Here is an 18,670-nt window from a genome sequence, read left to right as displayed (position 1 = left end):
GTCAGCACCGGGCCAGACTACCCGGCAAGCACCTCGCGCAGCACGTCAAGCGGCAGCGACCCGACCGCCAGGGCACGGTCGTGGAAGTCGCGCAGGTCGAAATCCTGCCCGGCCCGGCGGGTCACGTCGTCGCGGATCTGCTCCCAGATCCGCTGGCCGATGAGGTAGCTGGGGGCCTGCCCCGCCCAGCCCAGGTAGCGGTGCAGCTCGAAACGCAGCTGGTTTTCCTCCATGGCGACGTTGTCGCGCAGCAGCTGCCAGCACTTGTCGTAGTCCCAGATACCGCCGCCGTAGCGGTCGAAGGCGGGTTTCCCGAGATGGAGGCCCAGGTCGAGAACGACCCGGGTGGCGCGCAACCGTTGGCCGTCGAGCATCCCGAGGCGCTCCCCCGGGTTCAGGAAACCGAACTCGTCCATGAGACGTTCCGCGTACAGCGCCCAGCCCTCGCCGTGCCCGGAGACCCAGCAGATCAGCGACCGCCAACGGTTCAGGCTCTCCCCCTGGGCGACGGCCTGCCCGATCTGCAGGTGATGCCCGGGCACACCCTCGTGATGGACGGTGGTTTTCTCCTGCCAGGTGGTGAACTCGGTGACCCCCTCGGGAACGGACCACCACATCCGGCCGGGGCGGGAGAAGTCGGCGGAGGGTCCGGTGTAATAGATGCCGCCGGTCGCCGAGGGGGCGATCATGCCCTCGATGGTGCGCACCCTCGGGTCCAGGGTGAAGTACTTCCCGTCCAGGGCCGCGATGGCCTCGTCGGCGGTGCGTTGCATCCACTCCCGCAGTGCCCCGGTGCCGTGCAGCTGGTTCGCGGGGTCGGCGTTCAGCACGGCGATCGCGTCGGCGGTGGTGGCCCCGGGCCCCGCGACCTCGCGGGCGATGGCCTCCTGCTCGGCGGTGATCCTGGCCAGCGATTCAACTCCCCACTCGTAGGTTTCATCGAGGTCGATCCGGGCGCCCAGGAACTCCCGGGAGGCCCGCTGGTAGCGTTCCCGCCCCACCGCATCAGCTTCCCGGGCGACGGGGGCCAGGTCCTGGGTGAGGAACCGGGCCAGGTCCCCGAAGGCGCCGCGGGCGAGCTCCGCGGCCCGTTGCAGCTCGGCGCCGAGTGTTCCCTCCCGCCCGGATTCGGCCACCAGCTGGCGGAATCTCGACTTCTCCCCGGCCAGTTCGGTGGCCTGGGCCGCCACGTCGGTCACTGCGCGGCGGGCCGGGATGATTCCTCGTGCGATGCCCTCGCGCAGGGTCTCGACGTAGCCGCCGACGGCGCGGGACATGCCCGCCATCCGGGATGCGATGTTGCTCCAGTCCTCGTCGGTCCCGGTGGGCATCAGGTCGAAGATGTCCCGCAGCCACTGGACGGGCGAGTCGATGTTGTTGACCGCGGCGAACTGGTCACCTGCCTCAATGCTCTCCAGTTCGAGGCCGAGCCGTTCCGTCATGGCCGCGGCGGTGACCTCGTCGACCGCATCCGTTCTCGGGGTCTCCTCGACCAACCGGAGCGTGCGCCGCAGCTCATCTGCCCAGCGGCCGGTGCCCTCCGGGGAGTAGTCGGGCAGTTCGTGGTCATGTCCCGGCAGACCGATTCCCGTTGCCTCGAGGGGGTCGTGGGCCGCCAAGGCTTCGACATGGGCCTCGGCGACGGCGTCGAGTGGAGTGGATTTGCGCATGCACCCAACCTATCGGGTGATGAGCTGCCCTTTCCGAGTGCTCATCTCCTTGTGGGTGAACACCAGGGCGCGTTGGGCGGCGAAACTGATCGCGAACAACGCGACCTCGGTCAGCAGCTTCGCCACCGCCAGTGGCATGACGATCGACAGGGCCCGCAGCAGCACGTAGTTGGCCGCGAGAATTCCGCAGGCGAGGAGCACGTACCTCAGCGGGGTGCTGCGGTCGCCGTCACGGAACACCGCGTGCCGGTTGAGCAGGTAGTTGACGGTGGCGGACAGCACCCGGGCGGCGATCACGCTGAACAGCAGGTTGTGGGTCGCGGCAACCAGGAGCAGCAGGGCCACGAAATCGACGGCGAACCCGACCAGCGACGAGCCTGCGAAGGCCAGCAACGGCCGGTAGACCCGCCACGAATCCCGGATGGGACGGAAGTGGGAGCTCTTGTTGCCGTGCAGGTAGACGGTTTCGATCTCGGCCTCCCGGATGCTGATGCCTGCTTTCCTGGCCTGGAGCAGCAGGGACAGCTCGTACTCGAAACGCTCCCCCGGGATGGTTCCGAGCCATTCGAGCAGGCTCGGCGGGTAGGCACGCAGCCCGGTCTGGGTGTCACCCACCCGGATCGCGGTCAGGGTCTTGAACAGCCAGCTGGTCACCTTGTTCCCGAAGGCGCTGCGCAACGGCACCCGGCCGGTGAACCGTCTCCCCCCGAGCACCATCTCGCGGGAGCCGACATCGACCTCGCGGGCCACCCGCATGATGTCGGGCACCCTGTGCTGGCCGTCGGAGTCGGCGCAGACGACCACTTCACCGGGGTGGTGCCGCCCGGCGATGGCGAACCCGGTCTTGAGTGCGTGGCCCTTCCCACGATTCTCCGGGTAGCGGTGCACGGTGGCGCCGTGGATGCGTGCCAGGGCGAAGATCTCGTCGTGGTCGGGGCCGGAACCGTCGTCCACCACCAGGACGCTGGGAGAAGCGGGATGGGCCCGTAGCTCACGCACCAGCGCGATGAGCGAGTCGCCGGGTTCGTAGGCGGGAATGAGAACGAGCATGGTTTCACCTTCCGATCCACAGGATGTCGCTGGTGCCGCGTTCCTTGTTCTTGCCGAGGGGGTTGTTGACGAGGGAACCGTTGAAAACCATCTGGGTGGAGCCGCCGCCGTCCAGGTTGTAGGCGACCCGCGCCCCCAGATCCACGAAGAGCTGCGCGAAATCGGTCATGGTGATGCCGTTGCTGTACCCGGCGGAACGGCCATCCACCACGACGAAGACGAAATGATTTGCGGCGATCATTCCCAGTCCCGTCCTGGGCTGGGTGCCCTGGATGGAGTGGTTGCCGAAGTTGGTGTCGATCTCGAGTTTGTCGATGCCTTCAATGGCGGTTCCGGCGTCGACGAGCGTGGGACCGAAGGAGAGGGTCTGCCAGGCGCCGTCGGAGATCAGTTTCGCGGCGTTGGTGCTGGTTTCGTCATAGCTGACCATGGTGCCGTCCCGCATGATCGCCAGACCCTGGCGGGCCGGTTCGTCACGGAACGCGACACCGTCGCGGATGATGATTCCGGTGTCGCGGAAACCGTAGTAGTCGCCGTTGATGGCGAACAGGGCCCCGACGTTCTCCGCGATCGCCGTCGGGTACTCGATGATGTTGGTTCCGAAACTGTTCTTCGCGAAGGCGTTGCGCAGGGCTGCGGCGTCGTTCAGTTTCACGTCGGCCACGTACCAGGCCTTGGCGGAGTTCCCGGAACCGGAGGAGTGCGGGGTGATGGTGATCTGCCGGTCGCTGGAGGTGTAGGTCGTGCCCTCGAGCACCCCGTCCCCCGCCGAGGTGGCGGTTGCGGTGGCGGTAGCGCTGGTCTGGGTGCCGGGCAGCCCCTGGTAATCGGACGCCGAGGTGACATCGGTGTGCTCTATCAGGTACCGGTCGAGGGCCCAGGCCGTGCCACCCACCGCTGCGAGCCCGATGGCCCCGGCGGCGCCGGTGATGACGGCTCGGCGGGAGATGCGCGAGGTGGGTCGTGAGTTCGTCATGCCGAACACCTTCGTGAACCGCACTGTGCGGGACCTGTGGTGACGCTTCGCGCACGGCATGAGCATCGACGCTAGACTGTGCCATCGAGCCGGGGCGTTAGCTCAGCCGGTCAGAGCAAGGGACTCATAATCCCTGGGTCGCGGGTTCGAGCCCCGCACGCCCCACGAAAAGACGGGGCCCGCAGGAACTGGATTCCTGCGGGCCCCGTCTTCAGTGTTTTTCACTCACCGGTCTTCGGCAATCCGGGCCTGACGGGCACCGGCCTCGGGGAGACCGGCTGACTCGGAGACACCGATGGGCTCGGAGACGGCGGTCCCGAAGGAGACGGAGAGGGGCTCGGCGACACCACGGGAGGTGGAGGAGACACCGGGGTGCAGGCCTGCGCCGAGGACTGCTCCCCACCGTGGGTGAGGGTGGCCCGGTTCAACATTCCCGTCCCGTTCTCCCCCGCATCCAGTGTGCAGTCAGCGGCCGTCTTGGTGATTGCCGCGGACACCTTTGCACGAACCTCGATGACGAAGGTGTGAGAGGCACCTGCCTCAATGGCCTGGTTGGTTGCAAGGACCTTGTCCGTGACGCCGTCGAAACCGGCATTGGCCACCGGACCACCCTCGACCGAAACCAGCGAGACCTTCTCGATGGAAACCCCCTCCCCGGGCGCGGGGGTGTCGCTGAGGTCGTAGGAGCCCGCCCGGATTCCGGTGTTGGTCACCGTGATCCTGTACGTGGTGGTTGCGTCCTGGCCTTCCTGCCGGGTGTCCTGGATCTCCTTGGTCACCTTCACCTCCGGGGGGTTGAGGAAGGTGTTGACGACCTTGATGCCGATCTCGGAGATCGTGTTCGGATCGTCGGTTTCAACCGGGATGGCGTTGGCCCAGTCACCCGGGGTCACCTCGTGACTAGTGGCTCCTCCGGTGTCCGTCTCCTCACCGAAGCAGCGCGCACCCAGCGGCAGCCTGGCCTCCGCCCCGGTGGCGTCGGTGACGGTGACGCTCTGCCCGCCCTTGAGCTTGACGGGACCACTGAACACGGTCGTCCCGGCCGCACCGTTGGCATCAGGCAACTGGCAGGTGACGGTGACGGTGAATTCCTTTTCCTTGGCGGCCTCCACCGCTGCCGCATCCCCGGCCAGTTCCTTGGTGACCTTGACCTTTCCGGCCGAGTAGTAGTTGGTGAGTGACGCCTTGACGCTCTGGCCCACCAATCCGTCAGCATCCCAACCGATGGTCACGGTGCTGGACGGGGGCTGTGCTTGCGGATCGGCATCTGCGGCGTCCGTCTCCGTGACCACGCAGACGCTGCCGACCGGGATCCCGGTGATCGGGTCGCTGTCGGCCGAGGTGGCGCCGTCCCCGACTTTCACCTTGACGTCGGCTTTGTTCAGCACCTCCTTGCCGTCCAGGGTGCAGACCACGGAGAAGGTGAACTCGTCCCCGCCCGCGAAGGGAGCCACGCCCTGTCCTTCGAGTTGCTTGGTCACGGTGAGAGCACCACTGGCAACGTAGCCCGCATCGATGGTCGGATCATCGGTGTTTTCCGGCAGCACCACAGGAGCGCTCTGGCCGGTGGTGGTATCGGCATTCGAGTCGAGAGCGGTGTCGGATCCGGCTGTCTGCTGGGTGAAACCGTCTCCCGCCTTGCCGAAGGTGACGGTGTATCCGGCCGCGTCGGAGGCCCGCAGGTTCGGGAAGCCGTAGGCGCCCTGGGCGTCGGTTCTCGTGCTGAGCAGGACCGCGTTGCCCAGGTCGTCGGTTCCCTTCAGGCTGACCTCCACCCCGGCCACGGGCGGTTCGTCCGATCCGTCGAACTGATCCTGGATTCCGTTGCGGTTGATGTCCAGCCAGGTGCGGTCGCCGATGCTGCTGCTGATGACCTGCTCCGTGCGGGCGATCGGACCGACGGGGAACTGGAAACCAGTTGCCCGGGCGAACGCCTTGTTGGTGTAGATGTCTCCCTCGGCGTTCCCGATCCCGACCATGGTGATGTCGAACTCGAGAACCTCACCGGAACCGAATGAACCGGGTTGGATCACCCGCAGGGCAGTGACCTCGGAGGCCGCGGCCGGGCAGGTGCCCGTTCCGTAGACCGCATTCCCGCCCGCCGGGGAATCGCACCACGTGGTGCTTCCCGTCGCGGAATTGCTGGCGTCATCCGGGTCCTGGTTCACATCACCGGCCGAGGTGTAGAGAACCTTCGCAGCCGCTGTGCCCTTGGTGATGGCAGCCGACTGGAACTCGAAGGTTCCGGAGTACTTCGTCTCGGTCACACCCGTCAAACCGGTGGTGACGCCGTTGCGGGGCAGGACATCGATGACGTCCGGGTTCTTCACGCTGTCGGCCTCGGGGCTGGGCAGCGTGTTGGTCAGGCGCACCCGCCACTTGTTCGGCTCATTGGTGGTCTGGCCCGGGAGGTTCACCTGGGTCACGGGGGTCAGGGCCTTTTTCTGCAGCTTGATCCCGGCCAGATTCGCGGTGACGATCTCCGCATGATCGGTGCGCTGTTCCAAGGTGGAGGCGTCGTCCTCGGCCCAGACCACGACATCGTTGATGTACGTTCCGTTGACCGCGGCCGGGGAGATCTCGGTGGTGACGATGATGGGTTCCATGGCCTTGTTCACCTCGTGACCGGGGAACACCCATCGCAGGTAGGTCTCCCCCGCGTCACAGGCCGGGCGTTTGGCATCGGCAGGGGTGGAACCCTCGGAGACCACGGCCGGACTGATCGAGGCGGAGGTGAAAGAAGCGGCGGTGGGGAGACAGTCCTCCACCCACACGTCCTTCAGGATGCCGGGAACCTGGGCCGGCGAGGTCAGGGAAGCAGCGAGCTGGAACTGGGCGATGTCGCCGCCGGTCACCTGCGGGGGAACCGAGCTGAAATCGCCGGAGGTTCCCTTGCGGACCTGTTTGTCAACCCGGACCTGGGCGGCTGCCAGGATGAGACGATCCCCGTACTGGCCGGAGTGGTTCGCCGGATCGTAGCTGGAACGCCCCCACGCGGCACTGTGGTCCAAGAGTTCCTGCTTGGTCAGTTCCGCCATGTTGACCCGCTTCACACCACCCCAGTTCGGCAGGATGTCGCCGGTGGGGCGGCCGGAGTCGACCACCTCGTGGCTGATGGCCACGACCATCCGGACCCCGACGCCGACCGTCTCGTTGTTGGCGACGGGTTCGGGCAGCACCGTGTAGATGCGCACCCGGGAAACCGCGGAATAAACCCCCCGGGCCAGCAGATCCGGATCATTGCCCGGGACAGCGGCCGGATCGTCGTACCAAGGACCTTGGGCCTCGCCACATTCCGAGGCCTCACCATTGCCCCCGGGCGTCGCGGAGTACTGAACCTGGATGCTGGGTACCTGGGAGGATTCCGTCGCGTAGGTGGCGCTGCCGTTCACCAAGGCATTGTTGTAGCCGGAAACCCACACAGGTGCGCCTGCGGAGGCAACCTTTTGGAAATGAGCGTTGGGGTCGGTGCTGGCCGGGACGTTCCTGGCCTCGAGTCGCAGACGTGAGCTGTCCCAGGAATCGCACATCAGGGCGCTGATCTTTCCGGGGAATCCGGGATTGCTCCCGACTATCTCGAGCTGGGACTGGATGTCCTGGGTGGGAGCAACGGTGATGCCCCCGGACATCCGGGTGGCGCCTCCCGCTGGTCCTTCACCCTGGGATGAATCCGATGGACTGAATTTTTGTGCGCTCATGTTCCCCGGGCTTCCCGGAACACCTTCGAAGGACTTGGAGAAACCCGTCCCAAGGCTGACCTGGGGAGTGGTGCTGCGGTGATTGTTCCAGTCCTTCTCGTCCTGCGAGTCGTCACCGGGCGCAGCGCTGGTCTGAACATCCGCGGGGGTCAGGCCGGTTATGTTCAGGTTGGTGTAGGAGTTCTTGGTGGCAAGGGTCCAGGTGTTGTCCGCCTCCACACCGAAATCCTTGATGGTTGCCACGGGCGTGTAGACGATGAACGATGTGGAGACCGCGTAGGCCGTGTCCGATGGGATGGCGTTCCCGGCTGGCCTGAGTGTCTGTCTCGGGTAGGTCCACAGGGTCATGTCGGCATTCTTGACCGTGAACTTGGCGGGTTGTCCCGGGCCGTCCTGGGTGATTTCAACCTTTCCCGAGTCCCTCACCGAATTCAACGGGGTTCCACCGCTCACACCGATCTTCGGGCCGGGCGCGCTGTAGAAGTAGTCGTACGGGTAGACGCGGCTGCCGTACTTCGCCAGGTCCGCCTTGATGGCTGCGATCTTTCCTGCGTCCAACCCGGGATACATCGCCTCGGGAGTCACGTCGTCGGTCCACGTGATGTCCCCTGTCGCGGGCATGGCTCCCTTCCCACCGGCAGGAGCGCCGATGAGCGCGGTGTAGGCGGTCATCTTGCAGGTCACGGACTTGTCCCATGGACAGGCGGTGTTGGTGGGGCCATACACGTAACCCTGGTTCCGCGTGGGCGAAATGCTGTTCTTGGAGATGTCCCACTTCAACCGGGAGGAGGCGGTAACGGTGGCCACCGTGGGACTGGAGACCGTGGTCGCGCCATCCGCGGCGAGCTCGGCCGAGGCCAGCGGTAGGGCGGTTCCGTTGGGCACGAGATTGCTCACCTTGGCCGTGAAATCGAAGAAATCAGAGCTGGCAGCAGGCTTGCTCCCGAGATTGCAGACGAGGCTCTGCTCAGGCATGGAATCCAAGGAGTTCGCCGACAACGGGAGCTGGGGCGTGGGCAGTTTCTCCGGGGTCAGGGCCGATCCCGGACCCGTGCAGAATCCGGGTAGCTCCTCCATGTAGATTCCCTTGGGGAAACCGATCTTGACGGTGGTGTTGTCCCCGGCATCCAGGTTCACCCCGTATTGGACCCTGTAGGTGATGCTGTCGTTGACCCGGACAATTCCGTTGGTTGCGCTGGAGTCGTTTCCCGCCGAGTCGTCGGCATCGAATGACGAGGTGCCGTCGCTCTTGACCGTGACATCGATGCTCAGTTGTGGGGCGGCGTGTGCGGTCACGGGGGACATCGCCCCGAGCAGGGCACCAATCCCCAGAATGGTGAGGGCACGTGTTCTCCACCTGCCAGCCGTCTTCAGAGCCATTTCTTCCCCCTTGGGCGCATCGACTAGACACCTGTCGCCGGGAACCGGCGAAAATCAGGCAGCTGCATCATAACCGCAAACATCGTTCGACACTAACCAAAAGGTTGGGGAAACCAGATTCCATGCGGTGAATCGCGTTCAGGGACGTTCCCCGATCCCATCCGTCCGGGGAATACGAACCGCTTCCCTGCGAGGTCAGCCCCAAAGCCGGAAGACCTCCCGGATCTCGGTGGCGCCGTCGACCTATTCAAGAGTCCTGTCGATGGTCTCATCCATCTTGAGGGCGGCCTGAATGCTCGGCGCGGCGTTTCCCCCGGGGACGTCTTCTCCGCCGAATCGTGGGGCGGGGCGAGTTCGATGGTTCCGGTCGGTTTATCGAGGATCAAGGTGGTGGAACCGAGGATTGTCCAGCACAGTTCGGAGGAGCACAGATGCCTATCCGCCGCCGCCTCGGCCCGGGCGTGGGCATGAAAATCACCCGTCCGCAGGTTCCTGCGGACGGGTGATTGCTGCTCTACCGCGATTCGCCCCTCCGGGGTTTGGCCGATTCGCTCTCCTGGAGCTTGGCCCGCTCCAAGGCGCGTTTCCTGGCCGTTTCGGAACGCTCGGCGATGCGCTGGGCGTTCTGCTCGTTCCGGGTCAGGTTGCGGCCGGATTCGGGGTCGAAGACCATCATGTTCTCCGGCATGAAGTAGAGCCTGGCCTCCTCACCCTCCAGGATCTGGGACCTGGGGTCGAGGTTGACGATGAACTGGGTGCGCATGCCCTCGCCGTCGAGGTCCCGGTCCAGTTCCTCCAGTGTGCTCTGCACCGAGGGATCGGACTGGAACGGGATGTAGGCGTACTGCTCATTGCCGAGCCATTCGGTGACGTCGGCCACCGAGCTGAAGACCACCGCCCCTGCGGGGGGAGTTGCCACGTCGGCGTCCTTGATGTGTTCGGGACGCAACCCGACGATGACGACCTTCTTGCCGGCCAGGTCCTCGCGGGCGCTCTCCGGGATGGGGACGGTGGCCATGGGAAGTTCCAGGTGACCCTCCCGAACCGTGGCGGGCAGGAAGTTCATCGGCGGCGACCCGATGAAACCCGCGACGAACAGGTTCACCGGTTCCTCGTACAGTTCCCTCGGGGAGGCGCACTGCTGCAGCACCCCGCGTTTCAGCACCGCGACCCTGTCCCCCAGGGTCATGGCCTCGGTCTGGTCGTGGGTGACGTAGATGGTGGTGATGCCCAGCCGGCGCTGCAGGCGGGAGATCTCCGTGCGCATCTGGCCACGCAGCTTGGCGTCGAGGTTGCTCAACGGCTCGTCGAAGAGGAACGCATCGGCCTCCCGGACGATCGCACGTCCCATCGCGACGCGCTGCCGCTGGCCACCGGACAGGTTGGCGGGTTTGCGTTCCAGGTGTTCTGTCAGTTCCAGCATCTCGGCCGCTTGATCCACCCGGTTCCGGATCTCCTGTTCCGGGAGTTTGTTGCGGTTGAGGCGCAGCGGGAAGGCGATGTTCTCCCGGACCGTCAGGTGCGGGTACAGGGCGTAGTTCTGGAAGACCATGGCCAGGTTGCGGTCCTTGGGGGCCAGATCGTTCACGGGTTTCCCGTCGATCAAAAGCTCCCCGGAGGTGATGTCCTCCAGTCCGACGACCATGCGCAGGGTCGTCGACTTGCCGCAGCCGGACGGGCCGACGAAGATCATGAACTCGCCGTCTGCAATGTCCAGGTTGACGTCGTTGACGGCCTTGAAACCGTCTCCGTACTCCTTGACGATGTTCTTGAGGGTGATTTGGGCCATAACTTTCTGCTCCTTGTCGAGGTCAGCCCTTGACTGCGCCAGAGGTGAGGCCGGAGACGATCCGGCGCTGGAAGATGAGAACGAGCACGACCACGGGCACCGTCACGACGACGCCCGCGGCGCAGATGGCGCCGGTGGGTGACTCGAACTGGCTGGCGCCGGTGAAGAAGGCCAGCGCCGCCGGAACGGTGCGTGCCTTGTCGCTGGTGAGCGAGATCGCGAAGACGAAGTCATTCCAGGCCGTGAAGAACACGATGATCGCGGTGGTGAACACCCCGGGTGCCGCCAGGGGCACGATCACCTTGCGGAACGCCTCCCAGCTGCTCGCACCGTCAACCTGGGCGGCCTGTTCCATCTCCCAGGGAATCTGCTGGAAGAAAGCGGAAAGGGTCCAGATCGACAGCGGCAGCGTCAACACCAGGTAGGGCAGGATCAATCCCGGGATGGTGTCGAACAGGTGGATCTGACGCCACAGGTCGAACAGCGGGGTGACCAGCGAGATCACGGGGAAGAACGAAACCGTGAGCGCGGTGCCGAGGATGAGCCGCTTGCCCGGGAAATCGAGCCTGGCGATGGCGTAGGCGCAGAAGGTGGCCAGGATCACGGCGATGAGCGTCGCCACGAGAGTCACCAGAATCGAGTTGAGCAGGGCGGGAAGGAACAGGTCCTTCGCACCCCCGGTGAAGATCAGCTCGTAGTTCTCGAAGGTGGGGTGCACAGCCCAGAAATTGCCGTCGGCGCGGTCCGCGCTCGGTTTGAGCGACAGGTTGACGATCCAGATCAGCGGGATGATCGTGTAGACGATGATCGCGATGGTTGCGATGAGCTGCCAGAACTTCTGGCCAGCGGTGAGTTCACGAGTCATCTCCGCTCACCTCCTTCCCTTGGCGAGGTCCACGCGGAAGCCCTTGACGAAGATCACTGCGATGATGACCACGCACAGGAACAGCAACACCGAGACAGCTGAGCCGAGGCCCACCTCCGTGCGCGAGATGGTCTGGTTGTAGGCGACCAGGGACAGTGAGGCCGTGTCGTGGCTGCCCGCGGTCATGATGAAGATGTTGTCGAAAATGCGGAAGGCATCGAGGGTGCGGAACAGCAGCGCAACCATGATCGCCGACTTCATGTTGGGCAGCACGACGCGCCGCATCCGTTCGCCCCACGTGGCGCCGTCGACGATCGCGGCCTCCTCCATGGCCGAGTCGATCTGGGTCAGGCCCGCCAGCAGCAGCAGCGACATGAAGGGTGTGGTCTTCCAGATCTCGGAAACGCAGATCGGGACCATGGAGGTCCAGAACCCGCCGAACCAGTTGAAGTCCTTGGGGAAGACCCCGAAGCTCAGGCTGTGCAGCAGGGGATCGACGAATCCGGTGTCGGTGGCGAGAGCGTAGAACCAGGAGAACGCCGAGACCACGGTGATGATCGAGTACGGGATCAGCACGATGGTGCGCAGCAATCCGCGGCCGAGGATGATCTTGGCCATCGCCAGGGCGATCAGGAACCCGAGGACGAGTTCGACCACCACCGTGACGACGGTGATGAACACCGTGGTCCCGAAGGCCTGCCACCAGAGCGGGTCGCGCAGGATGATCAGATAGTTCCCCAGGAACACGAATTTCTGCGCCCCGGGATCGGTGAGCCGGTACTTGAACAGGGAGCTGTAGACGGCCTGGAGGATCGGGTAGAAGGTCACCAGGACCATGATCACGAAGGCCGGGCCGGCGAGTTTCCAACCGAGCCTGCGTTCCTCCCTGGCGCGATCCGATATGCGTGACTTGCCGGAACTGGACTTGCTCACAGTAACGCCTCCCCCTTGAGAACCTTCAAGATCAGTTCGGTGGACTGTTTCGGTGTGGTCGCCGGATCCACCGAGTCGGGCGGCGACCAGGTGCGCTGGATCGCCGTCGACAGATCCCCGTAGTAGGCGGTTCGGGGCCGCTGGACCGCGGCGTCGAGCGACTCCCTGATGGCGTCGGCCATCGGGAACTTCTCACGGATCTCGGCATCATCGAAGACCGCCGCCCTGGAGGCCGGGTTACCGGTGCCCAGCATGTAGTCCTTCTGGTGCTGCTCGCTGGTGATGCACTTGATCGCCTTCCAGGCGAGATCCTGCTTCTGGGAGGCCGAGTTCACCCCGAGCTCGATCCCACCGAACGGCGGTGCGGATTCCTTGTCCGCGTCCACCCGGGGATAGGTGGTCCAGGCGACGTCGTCGATGAAGGAAACCCCGTTGGCCTTCATGGCAGCGTATACGTAGGGCCAGTTCAGCATGAATCCCGAGCTGTCCTCGGCCTGGAACATGTTGAGCGACATGGTCTCGTCCATCGACGACATCGCAGGTCCGACGACCCCGGAGTGGGAGAGTTTCGAGATCAGGGCCGCGGCCCGCTGGCCGGCCGGGGTGTCGAGTCCCAGTTCGGTGTCCTCGGCGGTGGCGCCCTCGTTCTCGACGATCTTCCCACCGGCTCCCGAAACCAGCGCGTTGATGAGGACGGTGTATCCCTCGTAGCGCTTGCCCTGCACCGCGATGTCCTTGCCGGTTGCCTTGGCGGCCTCCATCAGCTGGTCGAAGGTGACGGGCCGGGTCATGTCGAGTCCGGCCTGTTGGGCCACTGACTTTCGGTACCACAGCAGCTGGGTGTTGGCCCAGAATGGTGCCGCCACCAGCTTGCCCTTCCAGTTGGATGCGTCCAACGAGCCCTTCACCCGGTCCGCGGTGAAGTCCTGTTTGTACTGTTCGGGGACATCCACCAAGTAGTTGGCCTCGGCGAATTCCGGTACGACCACAGGATCCAGGCTCATGATGTCGACCCCGGAGTCGTGGGCCGCCAGGCGCCGGATGAGCTGTTGCCGCTGGTCCGAGGCATCGTTTGGTAGTTGCTCCACCCTGATGGTGTATTCGCCGCCGGAAGCCGCACTGCACTCGGCCGCCAGCTGCGCCTGCCCGCCCCCGGTCGCGGAGGCCCCACCGCCGTCAGGGTTTATGAACCATGTCAGCGTCGTACCTCCCCCCGATCCTGACGAGCACGCCGCCAAACCCGGAGCAATCAGAGCGGCGGTCGCCAGAAACGCGACTGCCCTGGTTTTGAACCTCATCGTTCTCCTCACGAACTGCAAAGTTCTCTCTGCGTTGAAACTGCGTGTTCTCGTCACCCTAGAGGAAATCCGGGCCGTGTGGGAGAAAAAAATCCAAATCTTGGCATGTGTTCGCGTGCCCGGGCGGGAGGACCGCGCGCGGCACCGGAAACGACGAACGCCCCGCCCGGTGAGGTTTCACCCGGTCGGGGCGCAGAAGATGCAGCTCCCCGGACTGGACTCGAACCAGTAACCCTTCGATTAACAGTCGAATGCTCTGCCAATTGAGCTACCAGGGATCATCACGGCCTGCTGGCCACGCGGAGAGACTCTAGCAGGGTCTCCCCGGGAACGCCAATCAGCTCGGCTGGAGCATGGTGGCGCTCTCCACACCCGTCAGCACGAGGTGATCGACGCGGTTGAAGCAGCGCAGCTCCGTGTCATTCCCGGGGAACAACCGGAACCACGAGACCGAGGTGTTGTCGAGGGCGAACCAGCTCGAGGTCTCCCCCACGATCTGGCCGGAACGCCGGGTCAGCTCGGAGGGGCAGAACAGGGCGGTTGCGAACAGGGAACCGATGGCCCCGTGGCTGACGAGCACCACGCAGTCGTCGGGGTCGAAGTCCCGGCGCAGCCACGTCACCAGGTCGTTGGCGCGCTCGATGGCCTGCTCGAGGGTCTCGAACGGTCCCTTCCACCAACCCTCCTCCGTGACCTCCTCCGGTAGCACGATCCGGGGCGAGACCTCCTGGAGCACCGAGCGGGGCGATCCCGGATGGTGGCGGTGATCCGTGATCGGGCCGACGAACGGTCCGCTGCGTTCCATCAGATCACTCCTGACCGTCACCTCCATGTCGAGGACCTCGGCCAGGGGGGCCGCCGTTTTCAGGGCCCGCATGAACGGCGAGGAGAACAAGTGGGTCGGGTGCGGGACGAACCCCGGGAACCAGTCGGCCAGCGCCCCGGCCTGGCTCACTCCGAGGTCGGTCAGCCCGGGGTCGGGCACCCTGAGTGTCTCGTCGCGTTTCTCCGCCCAGGTCTTGTTGTTGATGGATTCGGCGTGCCTGATGAAGATGATGTCCACGAGGGAAGAACCTACCGTTCAGAACCCGTACTCGGATCTCAGCCGATCGGTCTCTGCCACCACGAAGGCCGCCGTCCCGGGATCCTCCAGACTGGCCCCACCGCTGGCGCTGGCCAGCCAGGTCACGTCCCCGTCCAGGAGGTTGCGGCGGGCGATGATCTGCACGGCCCCGCGTGGCAGGTCGTGGTTGAAGGTCATCACCGTCGACGCGAGCACCCGTTCCCGGAAGATCGACAACAGCTCCCCCGGGGAGTCGAGCACACATTCGAAGCGTTCCCCACCGGCTTCCCAGAACAGCGCGGATCCCTCTTCCCGCCATCCCCCGCGAAGCACCTCGTCCCATCCCCAGCCCCGCCACCGACCGTCGAGTCGCGCAACGAGCATGCCCGTGGTGGCCACCACCACTCCCCCGGGCCCCTCGGCCCACCCGAGCGTGCGGCCCCGGGCTCCGGTGACCGCCTCCACATCCGGGCGATGGGGCATGTGGCGTGTTCTGTTCGGCATGGACCAATTGTGCCCGCGAAACGGTTGGGTGTTTCCCCGGGGCGGTCGGGTGTTGTCACTTCTCCCCGATGTGTTGGCGATCCTTCCCGGTGCTCTGGTCCCGGTCCTCACGCGGTGGCAGCGTTCCGGTCATGGACACCACGAAACTCGTTTTCCCGGCCCCGCTGCCGTGCGCCGAGGAGGAGAAGAACCTGGCCAGGAGGATCGAGGCGGGGCTCTACGCCGAGCACCTGATCGCCACCGGCGACCACCGCCACCCCCACAGCGCGCTGAGACGGGTGGTCGAGGATGGTTCCCGGGCCTGCGAGACCCTCTTCCGGAGGAACCTCCGGCTCGTCATGAAACTGGCGGGCCGGGCCGCGAATCGCACGGGCCTGCCCCTCGACGACCTGTTCCAGGAGGGGTGCCTGGCACTGGGTGAGGCCATCCGGCACTTCGATCACGGGCGCGGCATGCGTTTCAGCACCCTCGCCCACGAATACGTCTCACGGGCCCTGGGGCGTGCCGTGCGCACCCGGTGCGGGAGTCTGGACCTGGTGAGACCCGCCGACGGCAGCCGCCGCCCGGTGCAGTTCACGGACCTGGACCAGGCGCCGTCCCGTCTCCTGACCTGCGACGGCGGTTTCGAGGTGGTCGAGTCCTCCTCCATGGATTTCCTCGACCTGTTGGGGGTTGGCGGGTTGGTTCTGAGGCTGCGTTTCGGGATCGGGACCGCCTGCCACACCCGCGACCAGGTGGGGGTCGCGCTCGGGATGTCGGCGACGAGCGTCAAACGCATCGAGGAACGCGCCCTTGGGGAGGCGCGTCAACTGTTGGACGCGGAACGCTGCCGGATCGAGGTCCTCAGGAAAGGTTCTGTTCCAGGAGCCGCTTGCGGCGCAGCTCGAGCCCGGTCAGCTCCTCGAACATCGCCTTGTGCGGTTCCGGTTCCTTGACGGGATCGGTTCGCTGGAGCCTGGATTTCAGTCCGGTTATCCGCCGGGACAGATCGGCCAGCTGGAGCCGGTTCGTGTGGGCCAGGGAATAGTTCTCGTCCGCCTGTCGCAGGAGGGGTTCGACGAGCAGCATCACGAGCAGTTGGAGCACCAGCTCGTTGGGGCAGCGTCGTCGCAGCTCCTCCGTCCAGCCGTCCCCCGGTTCGGTTGCGGAGATCACCCGGAACACCGCGGCATAGCCGGGGTGGGTGAACTGCTCGGGCCGAACCGAGTTCCAGGCCTGGTCGAAGGTGAACGGGTACTGGAGCATCAGCTTCAGGGTGTCGCGTTCCAACCGCAGCGCAGGGTCGTTCGGATCGGGCCAGTCCGCGTCGGTCCTGCCGGGCCTCGGGTTCGAGTACCGCTCGGCGCTGCCGCCCGGGGCGCGGCGGGACCGGTTCGCGGCCTCCCGGCGCACGTCCTCCAGGTCCATGCCGAGCATGTCGGCCAGTTCCCTCAGGTACTGGTTCACCAGGGATCGGTCACGGATCGCACCCAGCAATCCGGCGGCCTCGCGGAGCGCACCCAGGCGCCCGTCGGCGCGTTCCAGGTCGTAGCCCTTCAGGACGTTGGACATCACGAACCGGTACAGCGGGATCCGCCTGCCGACGAGCTCCCGGACCGCGGCCTCCCCGTCGCGCTGCCAGAGGTCGCAGGGATCGAGCCCCGACGGTTCGACCGCGACATAGGTCTGGACCATGAAGTGGTGGTCCCCCTGGAAAACCTTCAACGCTGCCTTCTGTCCCGCCGCGTCGCCGTCGAAGGTGAAGACCACCTCACCGTGCAGCCCGTCATGGGTGCCGAGGAGACGCTGGAGCATACGGGCGTGATCGTCACCGAAGGCGGTTCCGCAGCTGGCCACGGCGGTGTCGACCCCGGACAGGTGGGCGGCCATCACATCGGTGTAGCCCTCGACCACCACCGCCTGCGCGCGTTTCCCGATGGCCCTACGGGCCAGGTCCAGGCCGTAGAGCACGTGGGATTTCTTGTAGACGGGGGTTTCGGGGGTGTTGATGTACTTGGCCGGCAACCGGTCGTCGTCAAAGATCCGGCGACCGCCGAAACCCAGCACCGAGCTGGCCGAGTCGCGGATCGGCCACAGCAGCCTTCCGGAGAAGAAGTCACGGCCACCGTCGCGCACGAGTCCCGCCGCCCTCAGCGTGGCCTCGTCGAAACCCCTCGAGGTGAGCGCCTGCCTCAGCGCGTGCCCGCCACGGGGGGCGTAGCCGAGCACGAACTGTTCCGCGACGGCCCGGTCGAAACCCCGCTGGTCGAGGAACTGGCGCGCCGTCACGGCCTCCGGGGAGGCCAGCTGGGTGGCGAAGAACTCCTGGGCGGCGGCGTTCGCCTCGAGGATGCGTTTGCGCTGTCCCGGCGGCTGGCCGGGTCCCTGACCGTCGTCGGTGATCCTCAGGGTGATCCCGGCGCGGTCCGCCAGGGTCTGCACGGCCTCGGTGAAGCTGAGGTTCTGCTGGCGTTGCAGGAAGGTGATGACGTCACCGCCCTCACCGCACCCGAAGCAGTAGAAGAAACCACGCGACGGGGTGACGGTGAAACTCGGGGTCTTCTCGTCGTGGAACGGGCACAGCCCCTTCCATGACCCACCGCCCGCGGAGCGCAGGGCGACGTAGTCGCGGACCACGTCATCTATCCGGCAGCGCTCCCGAACCAGTGCGATGTCCTCGTCGTTGATCCGCCCTGCCATGGCGGGAAGTGTAGTGCGGGTTCACAACCAGCCGCGTTCGGTGGCGATCCGCGCCGCCTCAACCCGGTTGGCCGCGCCCGTCTTGCCGATCGCGCTGGACAGGTGATTGCGCACCGTGCCCGGGGACAGGAACAGTTTCCGGGCCAGCCTCGCGACGGGTTCCCCGTCCCGGGCCAGACGCAACACCTCCTGTTCCCTGGCGGTCAGGGGGTTGGGGCCACTGAACAGCAGATCGTTGGCGAGCTGCGGATCCACGGTACGAAGACCCGCGTGGGCGCGCCGCACCGCCTCGGCGAGCCGCGCCGCCGGGGTGGTTTTCACCACGAAACCGACGGCCCCCGCATCCAGTGCGCGTCTCAGGTAGCCGGGGCGGTCGAAGGTGGTCACCATCACCACCCGCACCCCGGGAAGCTGGTCCCGGACCTGCCGGGCCGCTTCCACGCCGTCGATACCGGGCATCTGGATGTCCAACAGACACACATCGGCCCCGGATTCCCGGGCCGCGGCCACCACCTCGTCGCCCCGCCCGGTCTGGGCAACCACCTCGATGTCGGGTTCGAGGTCGAGCAGCGCCCCCATGGCCCCGCGGACGAGAGCCTGGTCGTCGGCGAGCAGCACCCTGATCACCACATCGCCACCACCTCGAAACCCCCGAGCGGGGATGTGCCGCAGCGGAACTCACCGCCGGCCGCGGCCACCCGTTCCCGCATCCCGGTAAGACCGTTGCCCTCTCCCCCCGCGTATCCGTCACCGTCGTCGACCACC

At 65.8% G+C, this 18,670-nt stretch carries 13 protein-coding genes and 2 tRNA genes; 2 read left to right on the top strand and 13 right to left on the bottom strand.

All coding sequences use genetic code 11. The features are described from left to right. Positions 1-17: 17 nt before the first annotated feature. Genes ACO6D6_RS02290 through ACO6D6_RS02280 form a run of 3 tightly spaced genes read right to left on the bottom strand, consistent with a single transcriptional unit; the run spans position 18 to position 3,696 of the window. Entirely contained in the window at positions 18-1,670 is a 1,653-nt protein-coding gene (locus ACO6D6_RS02290; RefSeq protein WP_484782931.1) for a DUF885 domain-containing protein, read from the bottom strand. 9 nt (positions 1,671-1,679) lie between these two features. Continuing rightward, positions 1,680-2,720 carry a GtrA family protein gene (locus tag ACO6D6_RS02285; RefSeq protein WP_484782929.1) on the bottom strand — a complete coding sequence of 347 codons (1,041 nt, stop codon included), beginning with the start codon at positions 2,718-2,720 and terminating at the stop codon, positions 1,680-1,682. Positions 2,721-2,724: 4 nt separating this feature from the next. After that, positions 2,725-3,696 (bottom strand): phosphodiester glycosidase family protein, encoded by a 972-nt coding sequence (locus tag ACO6D6_RS02280; protein ID WP_484782927.1) that lies wholly within the window; start codon positions 3,694-3,696, stop codon positions 2,725-2,727. A 91-nt stretch (positions 3,697-3,787) separates the two neighbouring features. Here ACO6D6_RS02280 and ACO6D6_RS02275 point away from each other — a divergent pair. Then, positions 3,788-3,861 (top strand) — tRNA-Ile (locus tag ACO6D6_RS02275). A 56-nt stretch (positions 3,862-3,917) separates the two neighbouring features. On the opposite strand, the gene ACO6D6_RS02270 is transcribed toward ACO6D6_RS02275, so the two are convergent. The 8 genes from ACO6D6_RS02270 to ACO6D6_RS02235 form a co-directional block, all read right to left on the bottom strand. Further along, positions 3,918-8,774 carry an SdrD B-like domain-containing protein gene (locus ACO6D6_RS02270; RefSeq protein WP_484782925.1) on the bottom strand — a complete coding sequence of 1,619 codons (4,857 nt, stop codon included), beginning with the start codon at positions 8,772-8,774 and terminating at the stop codon, positions 3,918-3,920. A gap of 514 nt (positions 8,775-9,288) precedes the next feature. Further along, a complete protein-coding gene (locus ACO6D6_RS02265) occupies positions 9,289-10,563 on the bottom strand; it encodes an ABC transporter ATP-binding protein (protein ID WP_484782923.1) in 1,275 nt (424 codons plus the stop codon). A gap of 22 nt (positions 10,564-10,585) precedes the next feature. Continuing rightward, positions 10,586-11,428: a carbohydrate ABC transporter permease gene (locus ACO6D6_RS02260; RefSeq protein WP_484782921.1), complete on the bottom strand. Its 843-nt coding sequence runs from the start codon at positions 11,426-11,428 to the stop codon at positions 10,586-10,588. Positions 11,429-11,434: 6 nt separating this feature from the next. Next, positions 11,435-12,361, bottom strand: coding sequence for a carbohydrate ABC transporter permease (locus tag ACO6D6_RS02255; RefSeq protein WP_484782918.1), 927 nt, complete (start codon positions 12,359-12,361; stop codon positions 11,435-11,437). Beyond that, the gene (locus ACO6D6_RS02250) at positions 12,358-13,659 is read right to left on the bottom strand and encodes an extracellular solute-binding protein (RefSeq protein WP_484782916.1); all 1,302 of its coding nucleotides are present in this window, start codon (positions 13,657-13,659) and stop codon (positions 12,358-12,360) included. Before ACO6D6_RS02250 ends, ACO6D6_RS02255 begins: the two co-directional genes overlap by 4 nt. Positions 13,660-13,864: 205 nt before the next feature. Then, positions 13,865-13,937, bottom strand: a tRNA-Asn gene (locus tag ACO6D6_RS02245). 59 nt (positions 13,938-13,996) lie between these two features. Then, positions 13,997-14,722, bottom strand: a complete 726-nt coding sequence (locus ACO6D6_RS02240; RefSeq protein WP_484782915.1) for a histidine phosphatase family protein — start codon at positions 14,720-14,722, stop codon at positions 13,997-13,999. An 18-nt stretch (positions 14,723-14,740) separates the two neighbouring features. Further along, the gene (locus tag ACO6D6_RS02235; RefSeq protein ID WP_484782914.1) at positions 14,741-15,226 is read right to left on the bottom strand and encodes a hypothetical protein; all 486 of its coding nucleotides are present in this window, start codon (positions 15,224-15,226) and stop codon (positions 14,741-14,743) included. A 131-nt stretch (positions 15,227-15,357) separates the two neighbouring features. On the opposite strand from ACO6D6_RS02235, the gene ACO6D6_RS02230 reads away from it, so the two are divergent. Continuing rightward, a complete protein-coding gene (locus tag ACO6D6_RS02230) occupies positions 15,358-16,161 on the top strand; it encodes a sigma factor (RefSeq protein WP_484782913.1) in 804 nt (267 codons plus the stop codon). Here the strand turns inward: ACO6D6_RS02230 and dnaG are convergent. After that, positions 16,070-17,905, bottom strand: a complete 1,836-nt coding sequence (dnaG, locus tag ACO6D6_RS02225; protein ID WP_484782912.1) for a DNA primase — start codon at positions 17,903-17,905, stop codon at positions 16,070-16,072. The two genes, ACO6D6_RS02230 and dnaG, sit on opposite strands and share 92 nt — an antisense overlap. A 21-nt stretch (positions 17,906-17,926) precedes the next feature. Next, positions 17,927-18,535: a response regulator gene (locus ACO6D6_RS02220; RefSeq protein ID WP_484782911.1), complete on the bottom strand. Its 609-nt coding sequence runs from the start codon at positions 18,533-18,535 to the stop codon at positions 17,927-17,929. Between the last annotated feature and the right edge of the window lie 135 nt (positions 18,536-18,670).

The sequence above is a fragment of the Arachnia sp. genome, assembly GCF_057238465.1.
Note: the sequence above shows the minus strand (reverse complement) of the source record. Positions and strands in the feature narration are given on the sequence as shown.

What these genes read in the sequence shown, in the direction of transcription:
- ACO6D6_RS02290 (WP_484782931.1), bottom strand. Translation starts at nt 1,670, where the DNA reads ATGCGCAAATCCACTCCACTCGACGCCGTCGCCGAGGCCCATGTCGAA.
- ACO6D6_RS02285 (WP_484782929.1), bottom strand. Translation starts at nt 2,720, where the DNA reads ATGCTCGTTCTCATTCCCGCCTACGAACCCGGCGACTCGCTCATCGCG.
- ACO6D6_RS02280 (WP_484782927.1), bottom strand. Translation starts at nt 3,696, where the DNA reads ATGACGAACTCACGACCCACCTCGCGCATCTCCCGCCGAGCCGTCATC.
- ACO6D6_RS02270 (WP_484782925.1), bottom strand. Translation starts at nt 8,774, where the DNA reads ATGGCTCTGAAGACGGCTGGCAGGTGGAGAACACGTGCCCTCACCATT.
- ACO6D6_RS02265 (WP_484782923.1), bottom strand. Translation starts at nt 10,563, where the DNA reads ATGGCCCAAATCACCCTCAAGAACATCGTCAAGGAGTACGGAGACGGT.
- ACO6D6_RS02260 (WP_484782921.1), bottom strand. Translation starts at nt 11,428, where the DNA reads ATGACTCGTGAACTCACCGCTGGCCAGAAGTTCTGGCAGCTCATCGCA.
- ACO6D6_RS02250 (WP_484782916.1), bottom strand. Translation starts at nt 13,659, where the DNA reads ATGAGGTTCAAAACCAGGGCAGTCGCGTTTCTGGCGACCGCCGCTCTG.
- ACO6D6_RS02235 (WP_484782914.1), bottom strand. Translation starts at nt 15,226, where the DNA reads ATGCCGAACAGAACACGCCACATGCCCCATCGCCCGGATGTGGAGGCG.
- ACO6D6_RS02230 (WP_484782913.1), top strand. Translation starts at nt 15,358, where the DNA reads ATGGACACCACGAAACTCGTTTTCCCGGCCCCGCTGCCGTGCGCCGAG.
- dnaG (WP_484782912.1), bottom strand. Translation starts at nt 17,905, where the DNA reads ATGGCAGGGCGGATCAACGACGAGGACATCGCACTGGTTCGGGAGCGC.